The sequence below is a fragment of the Micromonospora sp. Utrum1 genome, from assembly GCF_057197805.1.
In genome coordinates, this window is record NZ_CM170071.1 from 3,887,631 (window position 1) to 3,906,479 (window position 18,849).

Sequence of the window (18,849 nt, forward strand, 5' to 3'; positions counted from 1 at the left end):
CCGAGCGGCGGCTCAGGCGCTGCTCACCAGTCCGCGCGCCGCCCTGACCTGGTCGACCGACCGGCGCAGCGCCGCGACGATCCGCGCCTCGGTGTCGGTCCCGATCCGGGCCACCGGCACGGAGAGGCTGATCGCATCGGCTGCCGGTGACCGCAGGGGCACGGCCATCGCGACGCAGACGATGCCCTCGGTGCTCTCCTCGCGGTCCACCGCGTAGCCGCGCTCGCGGATGGTGGCCAGTTCGGCGTGCAGCGCCTCCGGTGTGGTGACCGTGTGCCGGGTCAGGGCCGGCAGTGGCCAGGCCAGCAGCGCGTCGGCCTCCTCGTCGGCGCGCTCGGCGAGCAGCACCTTGCCGAGGGCGGTGGCGTGGGCGGGCAGGTGCCGGCCGATGGCGCTGTAGAGCCGCAGGGGGTGCACGGACTCACGCTTGGCGAGGTAGACGACATGCGGCCCGTCGAGCCGCCCGAGGTGGACCGTCTCGCCGAACTGCCGGGACAGGTCGTCGAGCACCGCGCCGAGCAGCCCCATGGCGTCGTCCGCGGTGAGGTAGGCGGCGCCGACCTGCAGTGCGCGGATGCCCAGCCCGAACCGGGTGCCGGTCAGGTCGCTCTCCACCCAGCCGCGCTGGACGAGGGTGCGCAGGATGCCGTGCAGGCTGCTCTTCGGAATGTCGAGGGCGCGGGCCAGGTCGACAAGGGAACGCCGGTGCGGCGAGGCGGCGAGTGCTTCGAGCACCTCCAGCGTCCGGCCGGCGGACTTCACCGGGAGGAAACCGTCGGGCGAGGTCATGGCGGCCACTGTAGCGGGGTTGACAGGGTGATGGACGCCGATAGGGTCAAGTATGTGACTAGCGTTCATCCTTCTGAACCATTTGATCTGACGTCCGACGGCGTGGTCGCGGCCGTGGGAGCCGGTCGGATCCTGCCCGTGGTCGTGCTCGACGACGCCCGCGACGCCGCCCCGCTGGCCGCGGCACTCGCCGAGGGGGGACTGCGCAGCGTCGAGGTCACCTTCCGCACCGACGCCGCCGCCGAGGCGATCGGGGCTATGTCGGAGCGGCCCGACCTGCTCGTCGGCGCCGGCACGGTAGTGACCCCGGCCCAGGTCGACCGGGCGGTCGAGGCCGGCGCGCGGTTCGTCGTCAGCCCCGGCTTCGGGCCGGCCGTCGTCCGGCACTGCCAGCAGCTCGGGGTGCCGGTCTTCCCCGGCGTCACCAGCCCCACCGAGATCATGATGGCGCTGGACGCGGGGCTCGACACGGTCAAGTTCTTCCCCGCCGAGCAGCTCGGCGGCCTCGGGATGATCAAGGCGCTGGCCGCGCCGTTCCGCTCGGTGCGGTTCATCCCGACCGGCGGGGTGAACACCGACAACCTCACCGCGTACCTGGCGCACCCGGCGGTGCTGGCGGTCGGCGGCACCTGGATGGTCGCCCCGGACCTGATCGCCGCGGGCCGCTGGGACGAGGTCACCCGCCGTACGTCGGCCGCGGTGGCGGCCGCCCGTTCCGCGTCGGAGGCGTGAGATGCTGCGGATCCGTCCCGCCGACGACTGTCGGTACGACCTCGTCTCCCTCGGCGAGATCATGCTGCGCCTCGACCCCGGCGAGGGGCGGGTGCGCACCACCCGCAGCTTCCAGGTCTGGGAGGGCGGCGGCGAGTACAACGTCGCCCGGGGACTGCGCCGCTGCTTCGGGCTCCGCACCGCCGTGGTCACCGCCTTCGCCGACAACGAGGTGGGGCGCCTGCTCGAGGACCTGGTCCTGCAAGGCGGTGTGGACACGTCGTTCATCACCTGGATGCCGTACGACGGGACCGGCCGCACGGTGCGCAACGGCCTCAACTTCACGGAGCGGGGCTTCGGCGTACGCGGCGCTGTCGGCACGTCCGATCGGGGCCACACCGCCGCGAGCCAGCTGCGTCCCGAGGACGTCGACTGGGACCACCTCTTCGGCACCCTGGGGGTGCGCTGGCTGCACACCGGCGGCATCTACGCCGCCCTGTCCGCCACGACCCCCGACACCATCGAGGCGGCGATGCAGGCCGCCCGCCGGCACGGCACCGTCATCTCGTACGACCTGAACTACCGGCCCAGCCTCTGGCAGGCCATCGGCGGCCAGGCGCGGGCACGGGAGGTCAACCGGCGACTCGCCCGCTACGTCGACGTGATGATCGGCAACGAGGAGGACTTCACCGCGTCGCTGGGTTTCGAGGTGCCCGACACCGACGCCTCGCTGTCCCACCTCGACGTGGCCAACTTCGAGCGGATGATCCAGGCGGTCACCAAGGAATACGACAACTTTGCCGTGGTGGCCACCACCCTGCGTACGGTCCACAGCGCGACGGTCAACGACTGGGGCGCGGTCGCCTGGTCGGCGGAGAGCGGTTTCGTCGAGGCCACCCACCGGGCCCGCCTGGAGATCCTCGACCGGGTGGGCGGCGGCGACAGCTTCGCCTCCGGGCTGATCTACGGGCTGCTGACCACCGGTGATCTCGGCGCGGCGGTGGAGTACGGCGCGGCACATGGCGCGCTGGCCATGACCACCCCCGGCGACACCTCGATGGCCAACTTGAAGGAGGTCGAGGCGCTCGTCCGTGGTGGCGGCGCCCGCGTCCAGCGGTAGCCGAAAGCCTCGGGCGGTTCAGTCCGCTCTTCACGGCATGGATGGGGTCCCGCGACCGTTTCGGTCGCGGGACCCCACCTACGTCACCAGGTCGTGGGCTTGCCCTTCTGGAACAGCCACACGTCGAAGAAGGCATCGAGGTTCTGCCCGGATTCCCGCTCGGCGAGGGCGATGAAGTCCGCCGTTGCGGCGTGGCTGTACCGGTGGCTGGCCGCCCACTCGCGCAGGATGCGGAAGAAGGTGTCGTCGCCGACCTTGCCCCGCAACGCGTGCAGGGTCATCGCCCCCCGGTTGTACGGGATGTTGCTGAACATGTCCTCGGGACCGGGGTCGGCGAGGACGATCTGCCAGAACGACGACGACGCTGCCCGACCGTAGTTGCTGCTGCTGTTGAAGGTCTGGCTGACGGATGCGCCGCCGTTGTACTCGGTGTACATCCACTGGGCGTAGGTGGCGAAGCCCTCGTTGAGCCAGATGTCCGACCACCGTTGCGGGGAGACGGAGTCGCCGTACCACTGGTGTGCCAGCTCGTGTGCCATCGTGCCGACGCTCGCCGCGCTGGAGAAGATCGGCTTGGTCTGGGTCTCGAGGGCGTAGCCCACGTCGGGGGCCCGGTCGATGATCGCGCCGGTGGAGGCGAACGGGTACGGGCCGAACTTCGAGGAGAAGAAGTCGATCATCTTTGGGATCTGCGCGACCGCTGCGGCGGAGCCGGCGACCTGCCGCGGGTCGATCGCGACGTACACGGGGACCCCGCTCGGCGTGGTCGACTCGGTGACCACGAAGTTGCCGATGGTGATCGTCGCCAGGTAGGTGGCCATCGGCTCGGTCGAGTCCCAGGTGAAGGTGGTCCAGCCGTCCCGGGTCTCCTTGGTCAGGAGTTGGCCGTTGCCGACGGCGGTGAGCCCCTCCGGCACCTTCGCGGTGAACCGGAAGGTGGCCTTGTCGGTCGGGTGGTCGTTGGTGGGCAGCCAGGCCGGGGTGCCCTGCGGCTCGCCGGCGACGAAGGCGCCGTCGTCGGTGGGCACCCAGCCTTCGATCGACCCGTCCGGGTCGGTGATCGGACCCGGCACGCCGGCGTACCTCACCACCACGGTGAAGGTCTGCCCGGTCTTGAGCTTCGGGCGGGGCGTGACGACCAGCTCCTGGCCGTCTCGGGTGAAGTCGTCAGCATGCCCGTTGACCGTCAGTGACGAGATTTCCGGGCCGCGGAAGTCCAGGTTGAACCGGTCGAGATCCTGGGTGGCGATCGCGGTGATGGTGGCGGTGGCGGCCATGAACTTGGTTGCCGGGTCGTAGGAGAAGTTGAAGTCGTAGTGCTGGACGTCGTATCCGCCGTTGCCCTCGTCCGGGAAGTACGGGTCGCCAACGCTCGCTGCACCAGCCGAGTAGCGAGGGGCTCCGGGGTTGCCAGGTGCTGCGCCGGCCGCGTCCGGTACCACCATCGACCCGATAGTCACCAAAGCAACCGTGGCCAGCGCGGGACCGCGCAAGCGTGGGACTGTCATGTGAATCATCTCCCGTGGACTGACGCGGCACCGGTGGCCGCCAAATGCGTACGCCCAATCCACTCGCACCGAACCGGCATCGTCAAGGTCTCCAGGCCACCCCGCCTTCGCTGTTCGCCCAGAATGATGGCAAACCGGCTACTCTCCCGGACCATCCCACCTCGACCCCTGAAGCGCAGACCGGTCAACCGCCGGTCGTTGCCTCGCTCTGTGTCACCGCGCCGCCCGCCGCACCGCGGCCAGAGCCTCGGCGGTCAACTGGTCAGCCGGACGAACTTCTCCCAGGACCCCACCGCGGTGCGGTTGGCGATCAGTGGCCGGGTACCGGCCTGTTCCGCGGTCACGTACCGGTTGTTCGCGTTGGCCAGGAGGCTGACCGTGCCGTCGGTGTTGGTGATGATGCGGAACTTCTCCCAGGACCCCACCGCGGTGCGGTTGGCGATCAGCGGTGAGGCGCCGGCGTTCTCCGCCGTGACATACCGGCCGTTGACTCGGGCGCGGAACGCCACGAACCCGCCCCCCTCATCGATCTGGTCGAACTGCTGCGATGTACCGGCCATGGTCCCGTTGGCGATCAGAGCTGAGGCGCCGCCGTTGTCCGCCGTGACGTACCGGAGGTTCACGTTGGCGAGCAGGTTGACAGAGACCGGCGGTGTGACGACACGGAACTTCTCCCAGAGGCCGATGGTGGTCCGGTTGGCGATCAGCGGCCGGGTTCCGGCCTGTTCCGCGGTCACGTACCGGTTGTTCGCGTTGGCCAGGAGGCTGACCGTGCCGTCGGTGTTGGTGATGATGCGGAACTTCTCCCAGGACCCCACCGCGGTGCGGTTGGCGATCAGGGGTGAGGCGCCGGCGTTCTCCGCCGTGACATACCGGCCGTTGACTCGGGCGCGGAACGCCACGAACTCACCGCCCGCATCGATCTGGTCGAACTTCTCCCAGGGACCGATCACGGTGCGGTTGGCGATCAAGGCCGAGGCACCGGCGTTCTCCGCGGTCACGTAATTGTTGTTGATGATCGCCAGCAGGCTGGTCGCGGGGCCGCCGAGCAGTCGGGCCAGGGCAGCGTAGTCGCCCTTGAAGACGTCCAGATCGGGCGTGGAGAAGTCGGAGCCGGGGATGGGAGTGCCCGCGGCGTGCTGCCAGACGGTGAAAGACGACCAGCCGGCGGGCAACGGCGGCGGGTTCTGCGAATAGTTGGCGATGAACAGCGGGTTCGCCGCGAAGCTCTGGCTGCTGTCCGTGCAGGGATTCCACCAGTTCGTGTTGGTGTAGATCATGGCCTGCCGACCGGTGCGTACCGCGATCTCGGTGACGAAGTCCCGGACCCAGGCCACCAGTTGGGCGGGTGTCATGTTGTAGCAGTCGTTCAGGCCCCAATCGGTTCGGGGCCACTCGATGTCCAGCATCGGCGGGAGGCTGCGTCCATCGGCGACGTAGGGGGCGAAGCCGAGCAGGACGTCCGCCTGCTGCTTGCCGCTGCTGAGGTCGGGGCGGGCTCGGTGGTACGCCCCGGTGTACAGGCCGTTGGCCCGGGCGCCGGCATAGTTGGTGGCGTAGAAGGGATCAGGATTGTTGTGCGGCACCGCTCGGCCGTCCTGCTCGCTGACCCGGATATAGGCGAACTTCGCGCCGCCCCGGGCTGCCGCGGCCCAGTCGAGCGACGGCCCCTGGAAGTAGGACACGTCAAGGCCGGTGATCGAGTATCCGCTCGGGGTCGGCAGTGCATGGGCCGGCGAGGCGCCGCCGACCAGCCCCACGAACCCCAACGCTGCACCCAGCAGCACAGCCAGACCTCTGCGTACCATGGCTCGCCTCCAGACACCAGCCAAGGCGCTACGCCGCGTCCGCACAGAGCGTAAGCGCGTTACGGGACGCGCAGGTATGGGTCACATGTCCATAGCTGTCGCTCGTCTGGCCGGGTTGGCATGTTTCGGCTGCGGGCTGACGATCTGCCGCGAGCTGCGCACTCGATCGTGTTCGTCGACGCGTGCTAGTCCCAACGCCGTTCAGTTAGGCCGGTGGCTGGTGTGTCAAGGTTCGTTGGTGATGACGTCGATGTTGGTGGTGGCCTTGTAGGTGCGGCGGTCGATGTTCGGTCCGCGGGCCTGGTATTTGGAGTTCGAGCGTTTGATCATTCGGGTTTTGGTGCGGATGCGGCGCTCGGGTAGCAGGTTGGCCAGGACGCGTTCGCCGATGGCGCCGACCAGGTCGATGACGGTGTCGGCGATGACGCCGGCGGCCAGGGTGATCTGGTCGCGGGCGGCGTTGAGGGCGGTGGTGAAGCTGGCCCGGTCCGGGTCGAGGCCGGGCCGGCTGTCGGTGGCGTCGGTCATCGCGGTGCGTAGCACCTGGTAGGTGATGAGCAGGGCGTGGATTTCCTGGTCGATGCCGTCGGGGGTGCGGGCTCGCAGGACTCGTCCGCCGAGGATGCTGGATTTGAGTTCGAGGTAGGCGGTCTCGATCTCCCAGCGCTGGTGGTAGAGCCGGGCGAGGTCGCCTGCCGGGTGGCGGCGGGCGTCGAGCAGGGTGGTGATCAGCCGGTAGTCGCCGGTCTGGCTGCCGCCGGTGGTGGTGATGCTGATCCGGGCATCAACGACTCGGACCCGCAGGCCGCTGACGGCTGAGAGCCAGGATCCGTCCGGATAGCGGCCGAGCACAGGTAGTTTACGGCTGCTCTTGCAGCGGATCAGCAGGTCGGCCCCGGTCGCGGCGATCCTGGTGATCAGGTCGGCGCTGGCGTAGTTGCGGTCGCCCAGCAACAGCATCCCGGAGCGCAGACTGCGGGCCAGATGGTGAGCCTGGGCGATCTCGCCGGTGCTGAGCGGGTCGAACACCGCGTCGAGCACCGAACGGGTGCCGCAGGCCAGCAGCGCGCTCAGCCGCAGCGTGGGATAGCCGGAACCGCCGTTGTTGCCCCGCTGCTTGGCGTAGCGGCGCAGGTTGGCCGGCGAATCCGCGACGGTGAGTACGGTGCCGTCGATGACGACCGGCATCAGGCCCCGCCACCACACGGTGGCAGCGCTGGTAGCCGCTGGGCCGCGCAGCAGTTCGAACAAGGCCCGCATGGGCGCCGGACCCAGCCGCTGCCGGGCCTGGCGCAGGGCGCTGCCCGACGGGTCGGGCACCGGCAGCGGATGCAGACCAGCGACGAGTTTCGACCACACCTGCCGGTAGCCGAGATCGGCGAACAGGCAGCCCGCGATCAGCAGATAGACCACAACCCGGGCAGGCAGCAGCCGGATCCGCCGCTGCGTACGCCGGGTCGCAGTCAGAACCTCATCGATCATCTCGAACGGCAACAGCCGGGTCAGCTCACCGAGGTGACCCGCCGCGAACGGCCCCGTCGCTACCCTGACCGTCCGGGTTATGGCAATCTGATCCACCAAGCGGAGTTCCTGGTTCTGGGTTGTCTTGGAGTGACAAACCTTGATACCGGAACTCCGCTCCTTACTTCCTGATCAACACACCCCTTGACCGACCTCGCCAACGCCTAACTGAACGGCGTTGGTGCTAGTCCTCGAAGTCGAACGCGAAGGTGCCCTCCTCGATGCGGTCGATGAGCTGGCTGACATCGTCGGCTTGCCGGATCGCGCTTTCCCATCCGCTGCTGGTGATGTCGACCAGCAGCACCGGTGCAGGGTCGCTGCGCAGGTCGAGCACGAGTTGTTCGCGGGAGCCGTCACCGCCGATGATCGCGACGCCCGGGTGCGCCTCGGTGGCTTCGTCCCATGCGTCATGCAGTTCGATCATTTCGCGTGGCGAGTTGAGGCAGACGTAGGCTCCGCTGGGCATCCAGCCTCGCCGGAACCACGACTTACCTTGGAGATAGGTTCGCCACGCGGCAGGCAGAGGTCGGCACAGGGCCTTGTCGGCGTCGGTGAACTCCTGGTCGTTCACTGGGCCGCGGTACTCGGCTTCCTCGATGATCGCGCCGACGAGGTGGGCGTTGAGATCGGCGAGATCCTCAGCGGGGATCCAGTACTCCAGCACATCGCGGCCACCGGCCTGGTGAACGTCGTAGCGGTCCAGGTACGACCGCTGCACGTCGAACCGGGTTACGTAGCCGACACCCTCGGCGGGGACGCTCCACTCGCGGGCGATCTTCGTGGCGTACCAGCGGTTGAGCACGGGGTAGAAGATCGGCCGGTCCGGCAGGCGTGGTGGCCAAGCCCGCCACCCCGACGCCGCCACGAGATCGAGTTCGGCTCGCCCGGTGGGCCGCCACAGGGTGATCGTGTCGGAGTTGTCGATCGTCTTCTCCTCGCCAATCGCCATTGTCCTGTGCTCCTGGTGGGCCACGCGTCCAACCTTCTGGTGGCTATCGGTGCCGAGCGCTGCCGATGCCGGGCCAGGGAGGTCGGTCGTCTACTGGACGGCTCTCGTGTCTCCGCGCCTCACGTCCATGAGGTACGCGAGCACGTCCGCAGCGCGAGGCAGCAGGATCGGAGGGTCGGCTTGCCGCATGGCAAGAATGGCAGCCGGAGCGGTGGAGCCGTGTGCCCGGGATGGTCGCTCGAGTTGTACTGGCGCAGGACGTTGGTCAACCTGGTGAGGTCCGGGACCGGTAGGGGCGGGCTTCTTCGGGGTGTTGCCCAGTTCGGTGCAGGCGTCTCGCCAGGCGTAGGACTCGTAGGCGGAGCTCGTCTGTCGGCGCGCGGTGCACGGCCATCTCTGGCCGCGAACCAGGCGACCGCACGGCGATGGCGGTGGCGGCTCTCGTCGGCGCAGATTTCGGCGTAGGCAACGGGAGAGCGGTCGTCGATGACGGCGTGCATGAACGCGGTCCCCGATTTGCCGTTGCCAGATCTGGTTGCGGGCGGCGGTGGCCTCACGGTGGTGTTTGCCCTGGGCCCGGCCGGCATCGCGCCACCCGCAGCCGTCGGGGATTCGGCCGAGTTACGCGTCTACGCGGGTCAGCCGACCTGCTGGTTGTCCTTCAGCGCACCCCACCCGTGCCAGCGGTCGATCTCGATCAGAGCGCTGACCCTCCGGCGGTCGCGCCGTGGATACGCCCCGCCGTTGTAGTGCTGGGAGAGCCGGTCGATGTCCGCCAGGTCCTCGTCGTCACGGATTTCGACGACGCGCCCGACAATGGTGACGTGGGTGTACCAGGCTTGCTCATCCAGCACCGTCAGGGTGACCCGAGGGTCGTTGCGGAGATGGCTCAGCCGGCGGCGACCCTCGTCCATGTTCACCATGATCCGGCCGTCGTCCCACAGATACCAGGTGGCCGCGGAGACCGGCTGACCATCCGGTCGGAGCGTGGCGATGACGGCGGGGTTCGGCTTCCGGAGCATGGTGATCGCAGGTTCGGGCAGCGGCGGCTTCGACATGTTGTCCTCCTTGCGACAGCGTCACCCCGCAATGTACGGAACCGCCGGGCCGATCGGGTCGGTTATGGTTTGGCCGCCGCCCGCGCCGCCGACTAGCTTTGGCTGCCCAACGGCGCGGTCTCCGCACCATGGCCAGCCTGTTTTCTCGTTCACCAGGGTAGGCCCGCGCTCGACATGCCGACGGTGCTCGGGCTGCTAGAGGAGTCGCACCGCGGCACGCAATCACCGCGACTGGCCTCGTTTGCCGGCCTGAACCGGCACCTGATCGCGCTACAGAACATCGTCTGGAAGGAAAACCGTGCCGACCTACCGCCATCCGGGCACCGTCATCACTGACCACAGCTTCCGGGTACCGCTCGACTCCAGGAACCCTGCCGGTGAGCAGATCGAGGTGTACGCCCGCGAGGTCGTGGCCGCCGGCCGGGAGCGGGAGTCGCTGCCTTGGCTGCTGTTCCTGCAGGGCGGCCCGGGCGGCCGGTCACCGCGTCCGGTGGGACGTGACGGCTGGCTGGACCGGGCGTTGGACGAGTACCGGGTGCTGCTGTTGGACCAGCGGGGCACCGGCCGTTCCACGCCCGCCGATCGGCACACGCTGCCGCTGCGCGGTGACGCGGCAGCGCAGGCCCGGTACCTGGCGCACTTCCGGGCCGACTCGATCGTCCGGGACTGCGAGCTGATCCGCCGGGAACTGCTTGGTGAGGCCGGGCGGTGGAGCGTGCTGGGCCAGAGCTACGGCGGCTTCTGTGCCCTCACCTACCTGTCGTACGCGCCCGAGGGCATCCGCGAGGCCTTCGTGACCGGGGGCCTCGCCGGTCTTCGCAGCACGCCCGAGGCCGTCTACCGGGCCGCGTATCCTCGTGTGCAGCGCAAGGTCGAGGCGCACTACGCCCGCTACCCGGAGGACGTCGAAACCGTCCGTGCCGTGGTGCGGCACCTGCGGGAGCAGGAGGTGCGGCTGCCCGGTGGCGGGCTGCTGACCGCCGAGGCGTTCCAGGCGCTGGGCATCATGCTGGGCACCGGCGGCGGTTCGCACTCCCTGCACTACCTGCTCGAGGACAGCTTCCTGCCCGGGGCGCCTGGCCGCCAGCTCTGCGACTCCTTCCTCGCCCAGGTCGAGAGCCACCTGTCGTTCGCCAGTCGCCCGCTCTACGCTGTCCTGCACGAGTCGATCTACGGTCAGCGGTCGGTGTCCCCGCTCGGTACCGGATGGGCGGCCCAGTCGGTACGCGCGGAGTTCCCGCAGTTCGACATCGACCGGGCACTGGCTGACGGCGCCCCGGTGCTGCTGACCGGTGAAATGATCTATCCGTGGATGTTCTCCACCGACCCGGCGCTGGCCCCGCTGGCCGAGGTGGCTGAGCTGCTCGCCCGGCAGGAGGACTGGCCCGACCTCTACGACCCGGGGCAACTGGCGCGCAGCCACATCCCCGTGGCCGCGGCCGTCTATCACGACGACATGTACGTCGACACCGACGAATCGATTGCCACGGCCCGCTCGGTGCGCGGCCTGCGTACCTGGGTCACCAACGAGTACGAGCACGACGGCCTCCGAGTCAGCGAAGGCAAGGTCCTCGACCGGCTGATCCGGCTGGTCCGCGGCGAACTGTGAGGCTCCCTGCGGTAGGGGACGGCTCGTCGCAGTGTGCGCAGCACAGGTCGACACTGCTGAACTGGTATCGAGCAGGGGCCTTGCACTGCTGAATACGTTCCCCGTCGTCCTGATCGTGGTCACCGAGGGGGCGGTCTCATCCTTCTCCTGGCTCCGGTGCGCCCCAGCCGTCGGGAACGGACAGTCCGGCGAACCGTCGGGCCATGATGGCGGCGCCGATCTGTGCGGCCTGCGGACCGAAGGCGGAGCGCAGCACCGGGGGCGGGGTCCGCCAGGCGAGGGCCGCGCGCAGGGCGTCGCGTACCGGGTCGAAGAACAGCGCGCCCGCGTCCGCCAGCCCACCGCCGAGAACGATGCGGGCGGGGTCGAGGGTCAGGGTGAGGGTGGCCAGGGCGATCCCCAGCGCCTGGGTCGCGTCGTTCCAGACGGCGGCGGCGACCGGATCGGTAGCCACCGCGTCGGCGATGGCTCGGCTGTCCGAGCCCGGGGTTCCGCCGAGTCGCGCATAGCGGCGGGCCAGCCCGCCGGCGGAGGCGTAGACCTCCAGGCATCCCCGCTGCCCGCAACTGCACGGCTCCCCGCCGGGGTAAACCGGCATGTGGCCGACCTCGCCGGCCGAGCCGGTCGCGCCCGGCACCGGCTCGCCGTGCACCACCACCGCCGCGGCGATGCCGGTGCCCAGCGGCAGCAGCAGGAAGTTGTCCAGCCCACGGGCCGCCCCGGCCACCGCCTCGGCGACGCCGGCCGCCCGCGCGTCGTGCCCGACCGCCACCGGGAGCCCGAGGTCGTCCCCGACGAGGGCGCGGAGCGGCACGTTGCGGAACCGGAGGTTGGCGGCGTAGCGCACCACCCCGTTCGTCTCGTCGACGAGGCCCGGCGTGACCACGCCGATCGCGGCGGGTGTGGCGCCGAGATCGACCGCGTCGTCGCGCAGTCGGAGGCACAGGGACCGGACCGCCTTGACCGGGTCGTCGTCCGCGCACGACGGCACGGTCAGCGTGTGCCGGCGCCGGCCGTCCTCGCCGACCACGGCCCCCTTGATGGTGGTTCCGCCGACGTCGACGGCGAGGACGCAATGGCCTTCGGGCTGGGTCACGCGATCACCCGGTCACCACGGCGAGGTCCGCGGTGAAGTCGCGGTCCAGGGGGAACACCGGTCGCACCACGTTCTGGTACGGCAGCCGCGCGAGGTCCTGGTCGACGCCGCCCGGCGTCAGGGCGAGCAGCCAGTCTCCGGCCGCGTCGAACAGTTCGGGTTCGAGATAGCCGATCTTCACCACGACGAGATCCATCTCGTCGACCTTGATGCCCAGCCGTGCGTAGGAGTCCAGCAGGCGGTACTGCATCCGGCGGGAGGTGACGAAGACGCTGAGCCCGCCGACCCGTACGCTGACGCACCGCCCGCCGTCGGGATCGTCGGCGACCGCCTCGAGGATCCCGTCGAGCGGGAGCGGCCCCGGGTCCCGGGAGTCGATCCGCCCGCCGACGGTCACCCGGACCGGCGAGCCGAGCGGCTGGTCGGCGATCTGCGCCACGGCCTGCGGGTCGACCAGCGAGGCGAACACGGCACGACGGGAGCCGTCGCGGATCTCGGGGCGGGCCAGCATCCGTTGCGGGGCGAAGGTGACGTCGTCGGCGCCGCCGGCGCCCGGGTTGTCGCCGGAGTCGCTGATGAAGAACGGTCGCCGGGCCGGATCGGCGACCGCGGCCAGGGCGGTGTCGAGGCACTCGTCCATCGAGCCGGTGGGGGCGACGAAGGCGAACTCGTCGCGGGCCGCCCAGAAGTGCCCGCCGAGCTCGCGGGCCGCCTCGGTGGTGGCGGTGGCGTCGGTGCCGGTGACGACGACCGCGCCGCGGCAGCGCGGCTGGTCGGCCCAGGCGAACCCGATCCAGATTGCGGCGTCGACGACGCCGTCCCGGGCCTCGACCTCGGGGATACGCGCGTAGAGGCCCCGGGCCGGCTCCTCGCGCGTGCTGGTCATCTCGCCCGGCAGCAGGATCGGCACGTGCACCAGCGCCTTGTGCGGGCGCTGCTGCCGGCGCAGCGCCTCGACCAGGTTCCGGGCGGCGCGCTCACGGGTCTCCCACACGTCGACGTGCGGGGCGGTGCGGTAGCAGGTGAGCAGGTCGCAGGCGTCGAAGAGCACCTGCGAGACGTTGCCGTGCAGGTCCATCGCCGCGGAGACGAACGGCTCCGGCCCGATCACCGACCGGATGGCGGTGACGAGGTCGCCCTCCGCGTCATCGCGTCCGACGACGGTCATCGCGCCGTGGATGTCCAGCAGCATTCCGTCCAGGGGGCCGGCCGCACCCAGCTTCTCCACCATCTCGGTGGCCCAGACCTCGTACGTCGCGGGGTCCACCGCCCCACCGGGCAGGGCCCGGGCGTGCACGAGCGGGATCCACTCGACGTCGGCGGCCCACGGCCGGGCGGGGGAGAGCCAGTCGTATCGCGCCAGCAGCGCATCGCCCCGGGTGACCTCGAAGTCGTCGGCGGTGCTCAGGTGCGGCGAGAACGTGCTGGACTCGATGTGGATGCCGCCGATGGCGACGCGGAGGGGACGGGGCACGGGTGTTGCTCCTCAGGAGGGTCGTACGTCGGTCGTCGTGCGCAGCAGGTGCCCGAGGCCGACCAGGGCCGCATCCGGGCCCGCGACGCTGGCTTCGATGGTCAGGGACTGGGTCATGGACGGTAGGCAGCGCTCGTAGAGCATCCCCCGGGTCGCGGCCACGTAGACGTCGAGGCTGGACAGCGCGCCGCCGATGACGACGGCGTCGGGGTTGAGGAAGTTGACCAGGCCGGAGAGGGCGACGCCGAGCTGCCGGCCGGCGTGGCGCACCATGGTCACCACGGTCGGGTCGGCGTCGCTGACCGCTGAGACGATCTCCCGGATCGTGGTCGCCGACGAGCCCTGCTCGGCCAGTTGGCGGGCCAGGGCGGCGCCGCTGGCGACGGTCTCCAGGCAGCCCCGGCTGCCACAGGAACACTCCCGCTCGCCGCTGTCCGCCACGCGGACGTGGGTGACGTCGCCGCTGAGGCCGCGCCCGCCCCGGTAGATCTGACCGCCGCTGACCAGACAGGCGCCGATGCCGGTGCCGGCCTTGACGTAGATCATGTCGTCGAACTCGTCTCTCCGGGTGACGTACTCGCCGATCGCCGCCGCCTTGGCGTCGTTGTCGACGACCACCGGCACCGGGAAGCGCTCGGCGAGGCGGGCCCTCGCGTCGACGCCGCTCCAGCCGGGCATCCGGGCCGGGCCGACCAGCCGCCCACCGGGGAACTCGACCGGGCCCGGTAGGGCCACGCCGACCCCGAGCAACTCCTGGCCGGGCGCGGTCGCCGCCTGGAGCCGGTCGAACGTCGCCCCGACGACCTCGAACACCTCTGCCGGCCCGGCGGCGATGTCGATGGCCACCTCCTCGGTGGTGCGCAGCCCTCCGTCGGGCGCGCACAACCCCACCCGGGCGTGTTTTCCGCCCAGTTCCGCGACGGCGAGGATCCCCTTGGTCTCCCGCAGGCGAAGGATCCGGGGGCGTCGTCCGCCGGTGGACCGACCCACCCCCTCCTCGAGGATGACGCCCTCCTCCAGCAGCCGGCGTACCACGCTCGTGACGGTGGAGGGGGCGACCTGCAACGCCTCGATGAGGTCGGCGCGCGAGGTGACCGTGCCGCTGGCCAGCAGGCTCAGGGTCTGGTCTCGCAGCGTGGCGGAGATCGATGGTTCCAAGGGTGCCTCTCCTTGTTCGGGCGGTCCTCCGGCGCCGCCTCAGTGTCGCAGTGCCCGGCAGGGTGCACGCCGGAGCCCACGCGAAGAGTATCGGTCGATGCTTCGCCGACTTAGATCGTAGCCTGGCCGAAGTCTCCGAATAAAGAGGGTAACTTTCGTTGACTCCAAACTTCGGCCCGGATACATTCTCCGCGTCGAACGTCGAGGAGCAGCAGCAGGCGGCCGAACGCGTGGCACCGCCGGTAGCGCCCGGAGACGCGGGGCAGTGCACATCAATCGAGGAGATTCATGAGGAGCAGATTTCCCCGGCGAGCCCTCCGCGGCGCGGTGGCGGTAGCCAGCGCGGTCGCCCTCGGGGCGGGCCTGGTCGCCTGCGGTGGTGGCAGCGGTTCATCGAAGGACGGCGGGAGTCAGGGCAAGGACACCGTGACCGTCGCCTTCCGTACCCCGAACTGGATCCTGCCGATCTCGGCGCCCGGCTTCACCCAGGGCGAGAACGCCATCTTCGGCCAGGCGCTGTACCGGTCCCTCTACCAGTACAAGCTGGACGGCACGGCGCAGTACAACATCGACCCGCAGCGCTCGATGGCCGAGGCGCCCGTGGTCAGTGATGGCGGCCGGACGCTGACCATCACGCTGAAGGACAACACCTGGTCCGACGGCAAGCCCGTCACCACCAGGGACATCCAGTTCTGGTACGACCTGGTCAGGGCGAACAAGGACAAGTGGGCGTCCTACCGGGCCGGCGGCCTCCCGGACAACATCGCGCAGTGGTCGGTCAAGGACGACAAGACCTTCTCGATCACCACCACGAAGGTCTTCAACACCGCGTGGTTCGTCGACAACCAGCTCAACAAGATCACCCCGATGCCGCAGCACGCCTGGGACAAGGACTCCGCCACCGCGGCCGTGAGCGACCTGGCCAGCACGCCGGAGGGCGCGAAGAAGGTCTTCGACTTCCTCACCGCGGCCGCCAAGGACCCGAAGACCTACGACTCCAACGAGCTGTGGAAGGTCAACAGCGGCCCCTGGAAGCTGGCGAAGTACGTGCCGAACGGCGAGGTCACCCTCGCCGCCCAGCCGAACTACTCCGGGGTGGACAAGCCGAAGCTCGCCAAGATCGTGCTTCGGCCGTTCACCGGCGACGACGCCGAGTTCAACGTCCTGCGCGCCGGTGACATCGACTACGGGTACGTGCCCGCGGCCAACCTCTCCCAGGAGGGCTACCTCAAGTCCAAGGGCTACACGGTCTCCCCGTGGTACGGCTGGTCCGTCACCTACCTGCAGCTGAACTTCAACAACCCGAAGACCGGGGTGCTGTTCAAGCAGCCGTACCTGCGGCAGTCGCTGCAGATGCTCATCGACCAGCCGACGATCAGCAAGGTGATCTGGTCCGGCACGGCCGCGCCGACCTGCGGCCCGGTGCCGGCCAAGCCGGGCACCAACGGCGCCGACGCCGCCGGCTGCGCGTACTCCTTCGACCCGGCCAAGGCGAAGGAGCTGCTGGAGAGCCACGGCTGGAAGGTGACCCCGGACGGGCAGACCACCTGCCAGTCGCCGGGCACCGGGCCGAACCAGTGCGGCGACGGCGTCGCCGCCGGCGCGGCGCTGAACTTCACCGTGACCAGCCAGACCGGCTTCGCGGCCACGACCAAGATGTTCGCCGAGATCAAGTCGCAGATGGCCAAGCTGGGCATCCAGCTGACCATCAAGGAGGTGCCCGACTCGGTCGCGGTCACCCCGGCCTGCAAGCCGGCGGACGCCACCTGCTCGTGGGACATGTCCTTCTTCGGCTCGCAGGGCAGCTGGTACTACCCGGCCTTCGCCAGCGGTGAGCGGCTCTTCGCCACCGGCGCCCCGGTGAACCTGGGCAGCTACAGCAACCCGGAGGCCGACAAGCTCATCGAGGCCACGCAGTTCTCCGGCGACGAGAGCGCGCTCAAGGCGTACAACGACTTCCTCGCCAAGGACCTGCCGGTGCTCTGGATGCCGAACCCGGTGTTCCAGGTCTCGGCGTACCGGTCCGGTCTCAAGGGGGTCGAGCCGCAGGACCCGATGAACTTCATGTACTTCCAGGACTGGTCCTGGAAGTGACCGATCACTGATCGTCCCGGCCCCGGCGGCGCCAACCGCGCCGCCGGGGCCCCGACCAGGGAGGAGGCACGGCCCAGGTGGTCCGGTACCTCATCACGCGCTTGGGTCAGGCCCTCGTCGTCGTCGTGCTCGTCACGGTGATCGCGTTCCTCATCCTGCACCTGCTGCCCGGGGGCGCGGCACGCGCCACTCTCGGCAAGGAGGCGACGCTGGAGCAGCTGGCGGCCTTCAACCACGACATGGGCTACGACCGGCCCTGGCTCCAGCAGTACGGCATGTACGTGCAACGTCTGCTACAGGGCGATCTGGGCTACTCGTACCAGCTCAACCAGTCGGTCGTCGAGGCGATCAGCCAGCGGCTGCCGAAGACGATGGTGCTGTCGCTGCTGTCGACCGTGCTCGCCATCGTGCTGGCGATCCCGCTCGGGGTGATCCAGGCGGTACGCCGCAACCGCTGGCCCGACTACGCCATCACCTCGCTGTCGCTGCTGGCGTACGCCACGCCCATTTTCTTCATGGGCCTCATGATGATCATTCTCTTCTCGCAGGTCTGGCCGATCCTGCCGCCCGAGGCGCCGCAGGGGTTCACGGTGGCGGAGGTGCTCGCCGATCCGGCCGGGCTGGTCCTGCCCACGATCACACTCGCCATCGTCACCATCGCGGTCTACTCGCGGTACGTCCGCTCCGCCATGGTCGACAACCTCAACGAGAACTACGTCCGCACCGCCCGCAGCAAGGGCCTCTCGGAGCGGCGGGTGGTGCTGCGGCACACGCTGCGCAACGGGTTGTTCCCGGTCATCGCGCTGCTCGGGATGTACCTGCCCGCCCTGTTCAGCGGGGCGTTGGTCGTCGAGTCGCTGTTCAACTTCCCCGGCATGGGGCAGCTGTTCTGGCAGGCGGCGCTCAAGCGTGATTTCCCGATCCTGCTCGGGGTCACCGTCATCATCTCGATCGCGACGGTGGTCGGCGCGCTCGTCGCCGACCTGCTCTACGCCGCCGTCGATCCCCGGGTCCGACTCCAGCGGAGCGCGTCATGACCACACTCTCCGAGCCGATCCGCCCGGGTGCCGTCCCCGACCAGCCGGCCGACGCCGATGCGCCGGTGCGCGGCCTCTGGCGGCAAGGGCTGGCCGTCTTCTGCGAGAACCGGCTCGCCCTGGTGGGCCTGGGCCTGTTCGTCCTGCTGGCCGGGATCTGCTTCCTCGGTCCGCTCTTCTACCACACCGACCAGGTGCACACGGACCTCACCGCGGTACACCTGGCCCCCGGTGAGCAGGGGCATCCGCTCGGCACCGACGGGGTCGGCTACGACCAGTTGGGGCGGCTCATGCTCGGCGGGCAGACCTCGATCATCGTCGGGCTCGCCGCCGGGATCCTCGCCACCGCCGTGGGCACGGTCTGGGGCGCCGTCGCCGGGTTCGCCGGCGGCTGGGTGGACTCGGCGATGATGCGGGTCGTCGACGCGATGATGTCGATCCCGTCGCTGTTCCTCTTCATGCTGCTCGCCGCCATCGTCACACCGAGCGTGTCCATGCTCATCGTCATCATCGGCGCCTTCGCCTGGCTGGGACCGGCCCGGCTGGTCCGGGGTGAGGCACTGACCCTGCGCTCCCGCGAGTACGTCCAGGCCATGCGGGGGATGGGCGGCACCGGCGGCCGGGCGGTGCGCCGGCACATCGTGCCGAACGCCATCGGGACCGTGATCGTCAACGCGACCTTCCAGGTCGCCGACGCGATCCTCTACGTCGCGTACCTGTCCTTCCTGGGCCTCGGCGTCCCCCCGCCGGCGGCGAACTGGGGCGGGATGCTCTCCGACGGCCTGGCGGACACCTACAGCGGCCACTGGTGGCTGCTGTACCCGCCCGGCATCGCCATCATCCTCATCGTCCTCGCCTTCAACTTCATCGGCGACGGGATGAGGGACGCCTTCGAGGTCCGCCTCCGGCGACGCTGA

The 18,849-nt window shown here is 69.8% G+C and carries 14 protein-coding genes and 1 pseudogene; 6 read left to right on the plus strand and 9 right to left on the minus strand.

The genetic code is table 11. From position 1 onward, the window contains the following. Window positions 1–12: 12 nt before the first annotated feature. Window positions 13–789 (minus strand): IclR family transcriptional regulator, encoded by a 777-nt coding sequence (locus AC0OLQ_RS18255; protein ID WP_484527196.1) that lies wholly within the window; start codon window positions 787–789, stop codon window positions 13–15. 114 nt (window positions 790–903) lie between these two features. On the opposite strand from AC0OLQ_RS18255, the gene eda reads away from it, so the two are divergent. Both eda and AC0OLQ_RS18265 read left to right on the plus strand, forming a co-directional pair. Continuing rightward, window positions 904–1,521 carry a bifunctional 4-hydroxy-2-oxoglutarate aldolase/2-dehydro-3-deoxy-phosphogluconate aldolase gene (gene eda, locus AC0OLQ_RS18260; RefSeq protein ID WP_484527197.1) on the plus strand — a complete coding sequence of 206 codons (618 nt, stop codon included), beginning with the start codon at window positions 904–906 and terminating at the stop codon, window positions 1,519–1,521. 1 nt (window position 1,522) lies between these two features. Next, a complete protein-coding gene (locus AC0OLQ_RS18265; protein WP_484527198.1) occupies window positions 1,523–2,620 on the plus strand; it encodes a sugar kinase in 1,098 nt (365 codons plus the stop codon). A gap of 83 nt (window positions 2,621–2,703) precedes the next feature. On the opposite strand, the gene AC0OLQ_RS18270 is transcribed toward AC0OLQ_RS18265, so the two are convergent. From AC0OLQ_RS18270 to AC0OLQ_RS18290, 5 genes and pseudogenes are all read right to left on the minus strand, one after another. Next, entirely contained in the window at window positions 2,704–4,065 is a 1,362-nt protein-coding gene (locus tag AC0OLQ_RS18270; protein WP_484527199.1) for a M1 family metallopeptidase, read from the minus strand. 317 nt (window positions 4,066–4,382) lie between these two features. Beyond that, window positions 4,383–5,915 (minus strand): GH25 family lysozyme, encoded by a 1,533-nt coding sequence (locus tag AC0OLQ_RS18275; RefSeq protein WP_484527200.1) that lies wholly within the window; start codon window positions 5,913–5,915, stop codon window positions 4,383–4,385. A 246-nt stretch (window positions 5,916–6,161) separates the two neighbouring features. Beyond that, a complete protein-coding gene (locus AC0OLQ_RS18280; RefSeq protein WP_484527201.1) occupies window positions 6,162–7,418 on the minus strand; it encodes an IS4 family transposase in 1,257 nt (418 codons plus the stop codon). 616 nt (window positions 7,419–8,034) lie between these two features. Next, window positions 8,035–8,406 (minus strand): annotated as a pseudogene (locus AC0OLQ_RS18285) (ADP-ribosylation/crystallin J1); the annotation flags it as partial. Window positions 8,407–9,044: 638 nt separating this feature from the next. Then, entirely contained in the window at window positions 9,045–9,464 is a 420-nt protein-coding gene (locus AC0OLQ_RS18290; protein WP_484527202.1) for a PPOX class F420-dependent oxidoreductase, read from the minus strand. 298 nt (window positions 9,465–9,762) lie between these two features. On the opposite strand from AC0OLQ_RS18290, the gene AC0OLQ_RS18295 reads away from it, so the two are divergent. Then, a complete protein-coding gene (locus AC0OLQ_RS18295; RefSeq protein WP_484527203.1) occupies window positions 9,763–11,073 on the plus strand; it encodes an alpha/beta fold hydrolase in 1,311 nt (436 codons plus the stop codon). 136 nt (window positions 11,074–11,209) lie between these two features. Here the strand turns inward: AC0OLQ_RS18295 and AC0OLQ_RS18300 are convergent, their stop codons facing one another. From AC0OLQ_RS18300 to AC0OLQ_RS18310, 3 genes are read right to left on the minus strand one after another with little or no spacing between them, the layout of a single operon-like run. Beyond that, complete coding sequence (locus AC0OLQ_RS18300) at window positions 11,210–12,169, minus strand: ROK family protein (protein WP_484527204.1); 960 nt, start codon at window positions 12,167–12,169, stop codon at window positions 11,210–11,212. A gap of 4 nt (window positions 12,170–12,173) precedes the next feature. Further along, complete coding sequence (locus tag AC0OLQ_RS18305) at window positions 12,174–13,643, minus strand: M81 family metallopeptidase (protein ID WP_484527205.1); 1,470 nt, start codon at window positions 13,641–13,643, stop codon at window positions 12,174–12,176. Between the two features lie 12 nt (window positions 13,644–13,655). Further along, window positions 13,656–14,801: an ROK family transcriptional regulator gene (locus AC0OLQ_RS18310; protein ID WP_484527206.1), complete on the minus strand. Its 1,146-nt coding sequence runs from the start codon at window positions 14,799–14,801 to the stop codon at window positions 13,656–13,658. A 288-nt stretch (window positions 14,802–15,089) separates the two neighbouring features. Here AC0OLQ_RS18310 and AC0OLQ_RS18315 point away from each other — a divergent pair, with 288 nt between their 5' ends. The 3 genes from AC0OLQ_RS18315 to AC0OLQ_RS18325 all read left to right on the plus strand — a co-directional run bounded on the left by AC0OLQ_RS18315 (window position 15,090) and on the right by AC0OLQ_RS18325 (window position 18,849). Beyond that, window positions 15,090–16,895: a peptide ABC transporter substrate-binding protein gene (locus tag AC0OLQ_RS18315; RefSeq protein WP_484527207.1), complete on the plus strand. Its 1,806-nt coding sequence runs from the start codon at window positions 15,090–15,092 to the stop codon at window positions 16,893–16,895. 77 nt (window positions 16,896–16,972) lie between these two features. Then, window positions 16,973–17,932, plus strand: a complete 960-nt coding sequence (locus AC0OLQ_RS18320) for an ABC transporter permease (protein ID WP_357344136.1) — start codon at window positions 16,973–16,975, stop codon at window positions 17,930–17,932. After that, window positions 17,929–18,849: an ABC transporter permease gene (locus AC0OLQ_RS18325; RefSeq protein WP_357344134.1), complete on the plus strand. Its 921-nt coding sequence runs from the start codon at window positions 17,929–17,931 to the stop codon at window positions 18,847–18,849. The genes AC0OLQ_RS18320 and AC0OLQ_RS18325 overlap by 4 nt, the downstream gene beginning before the upstream one ends.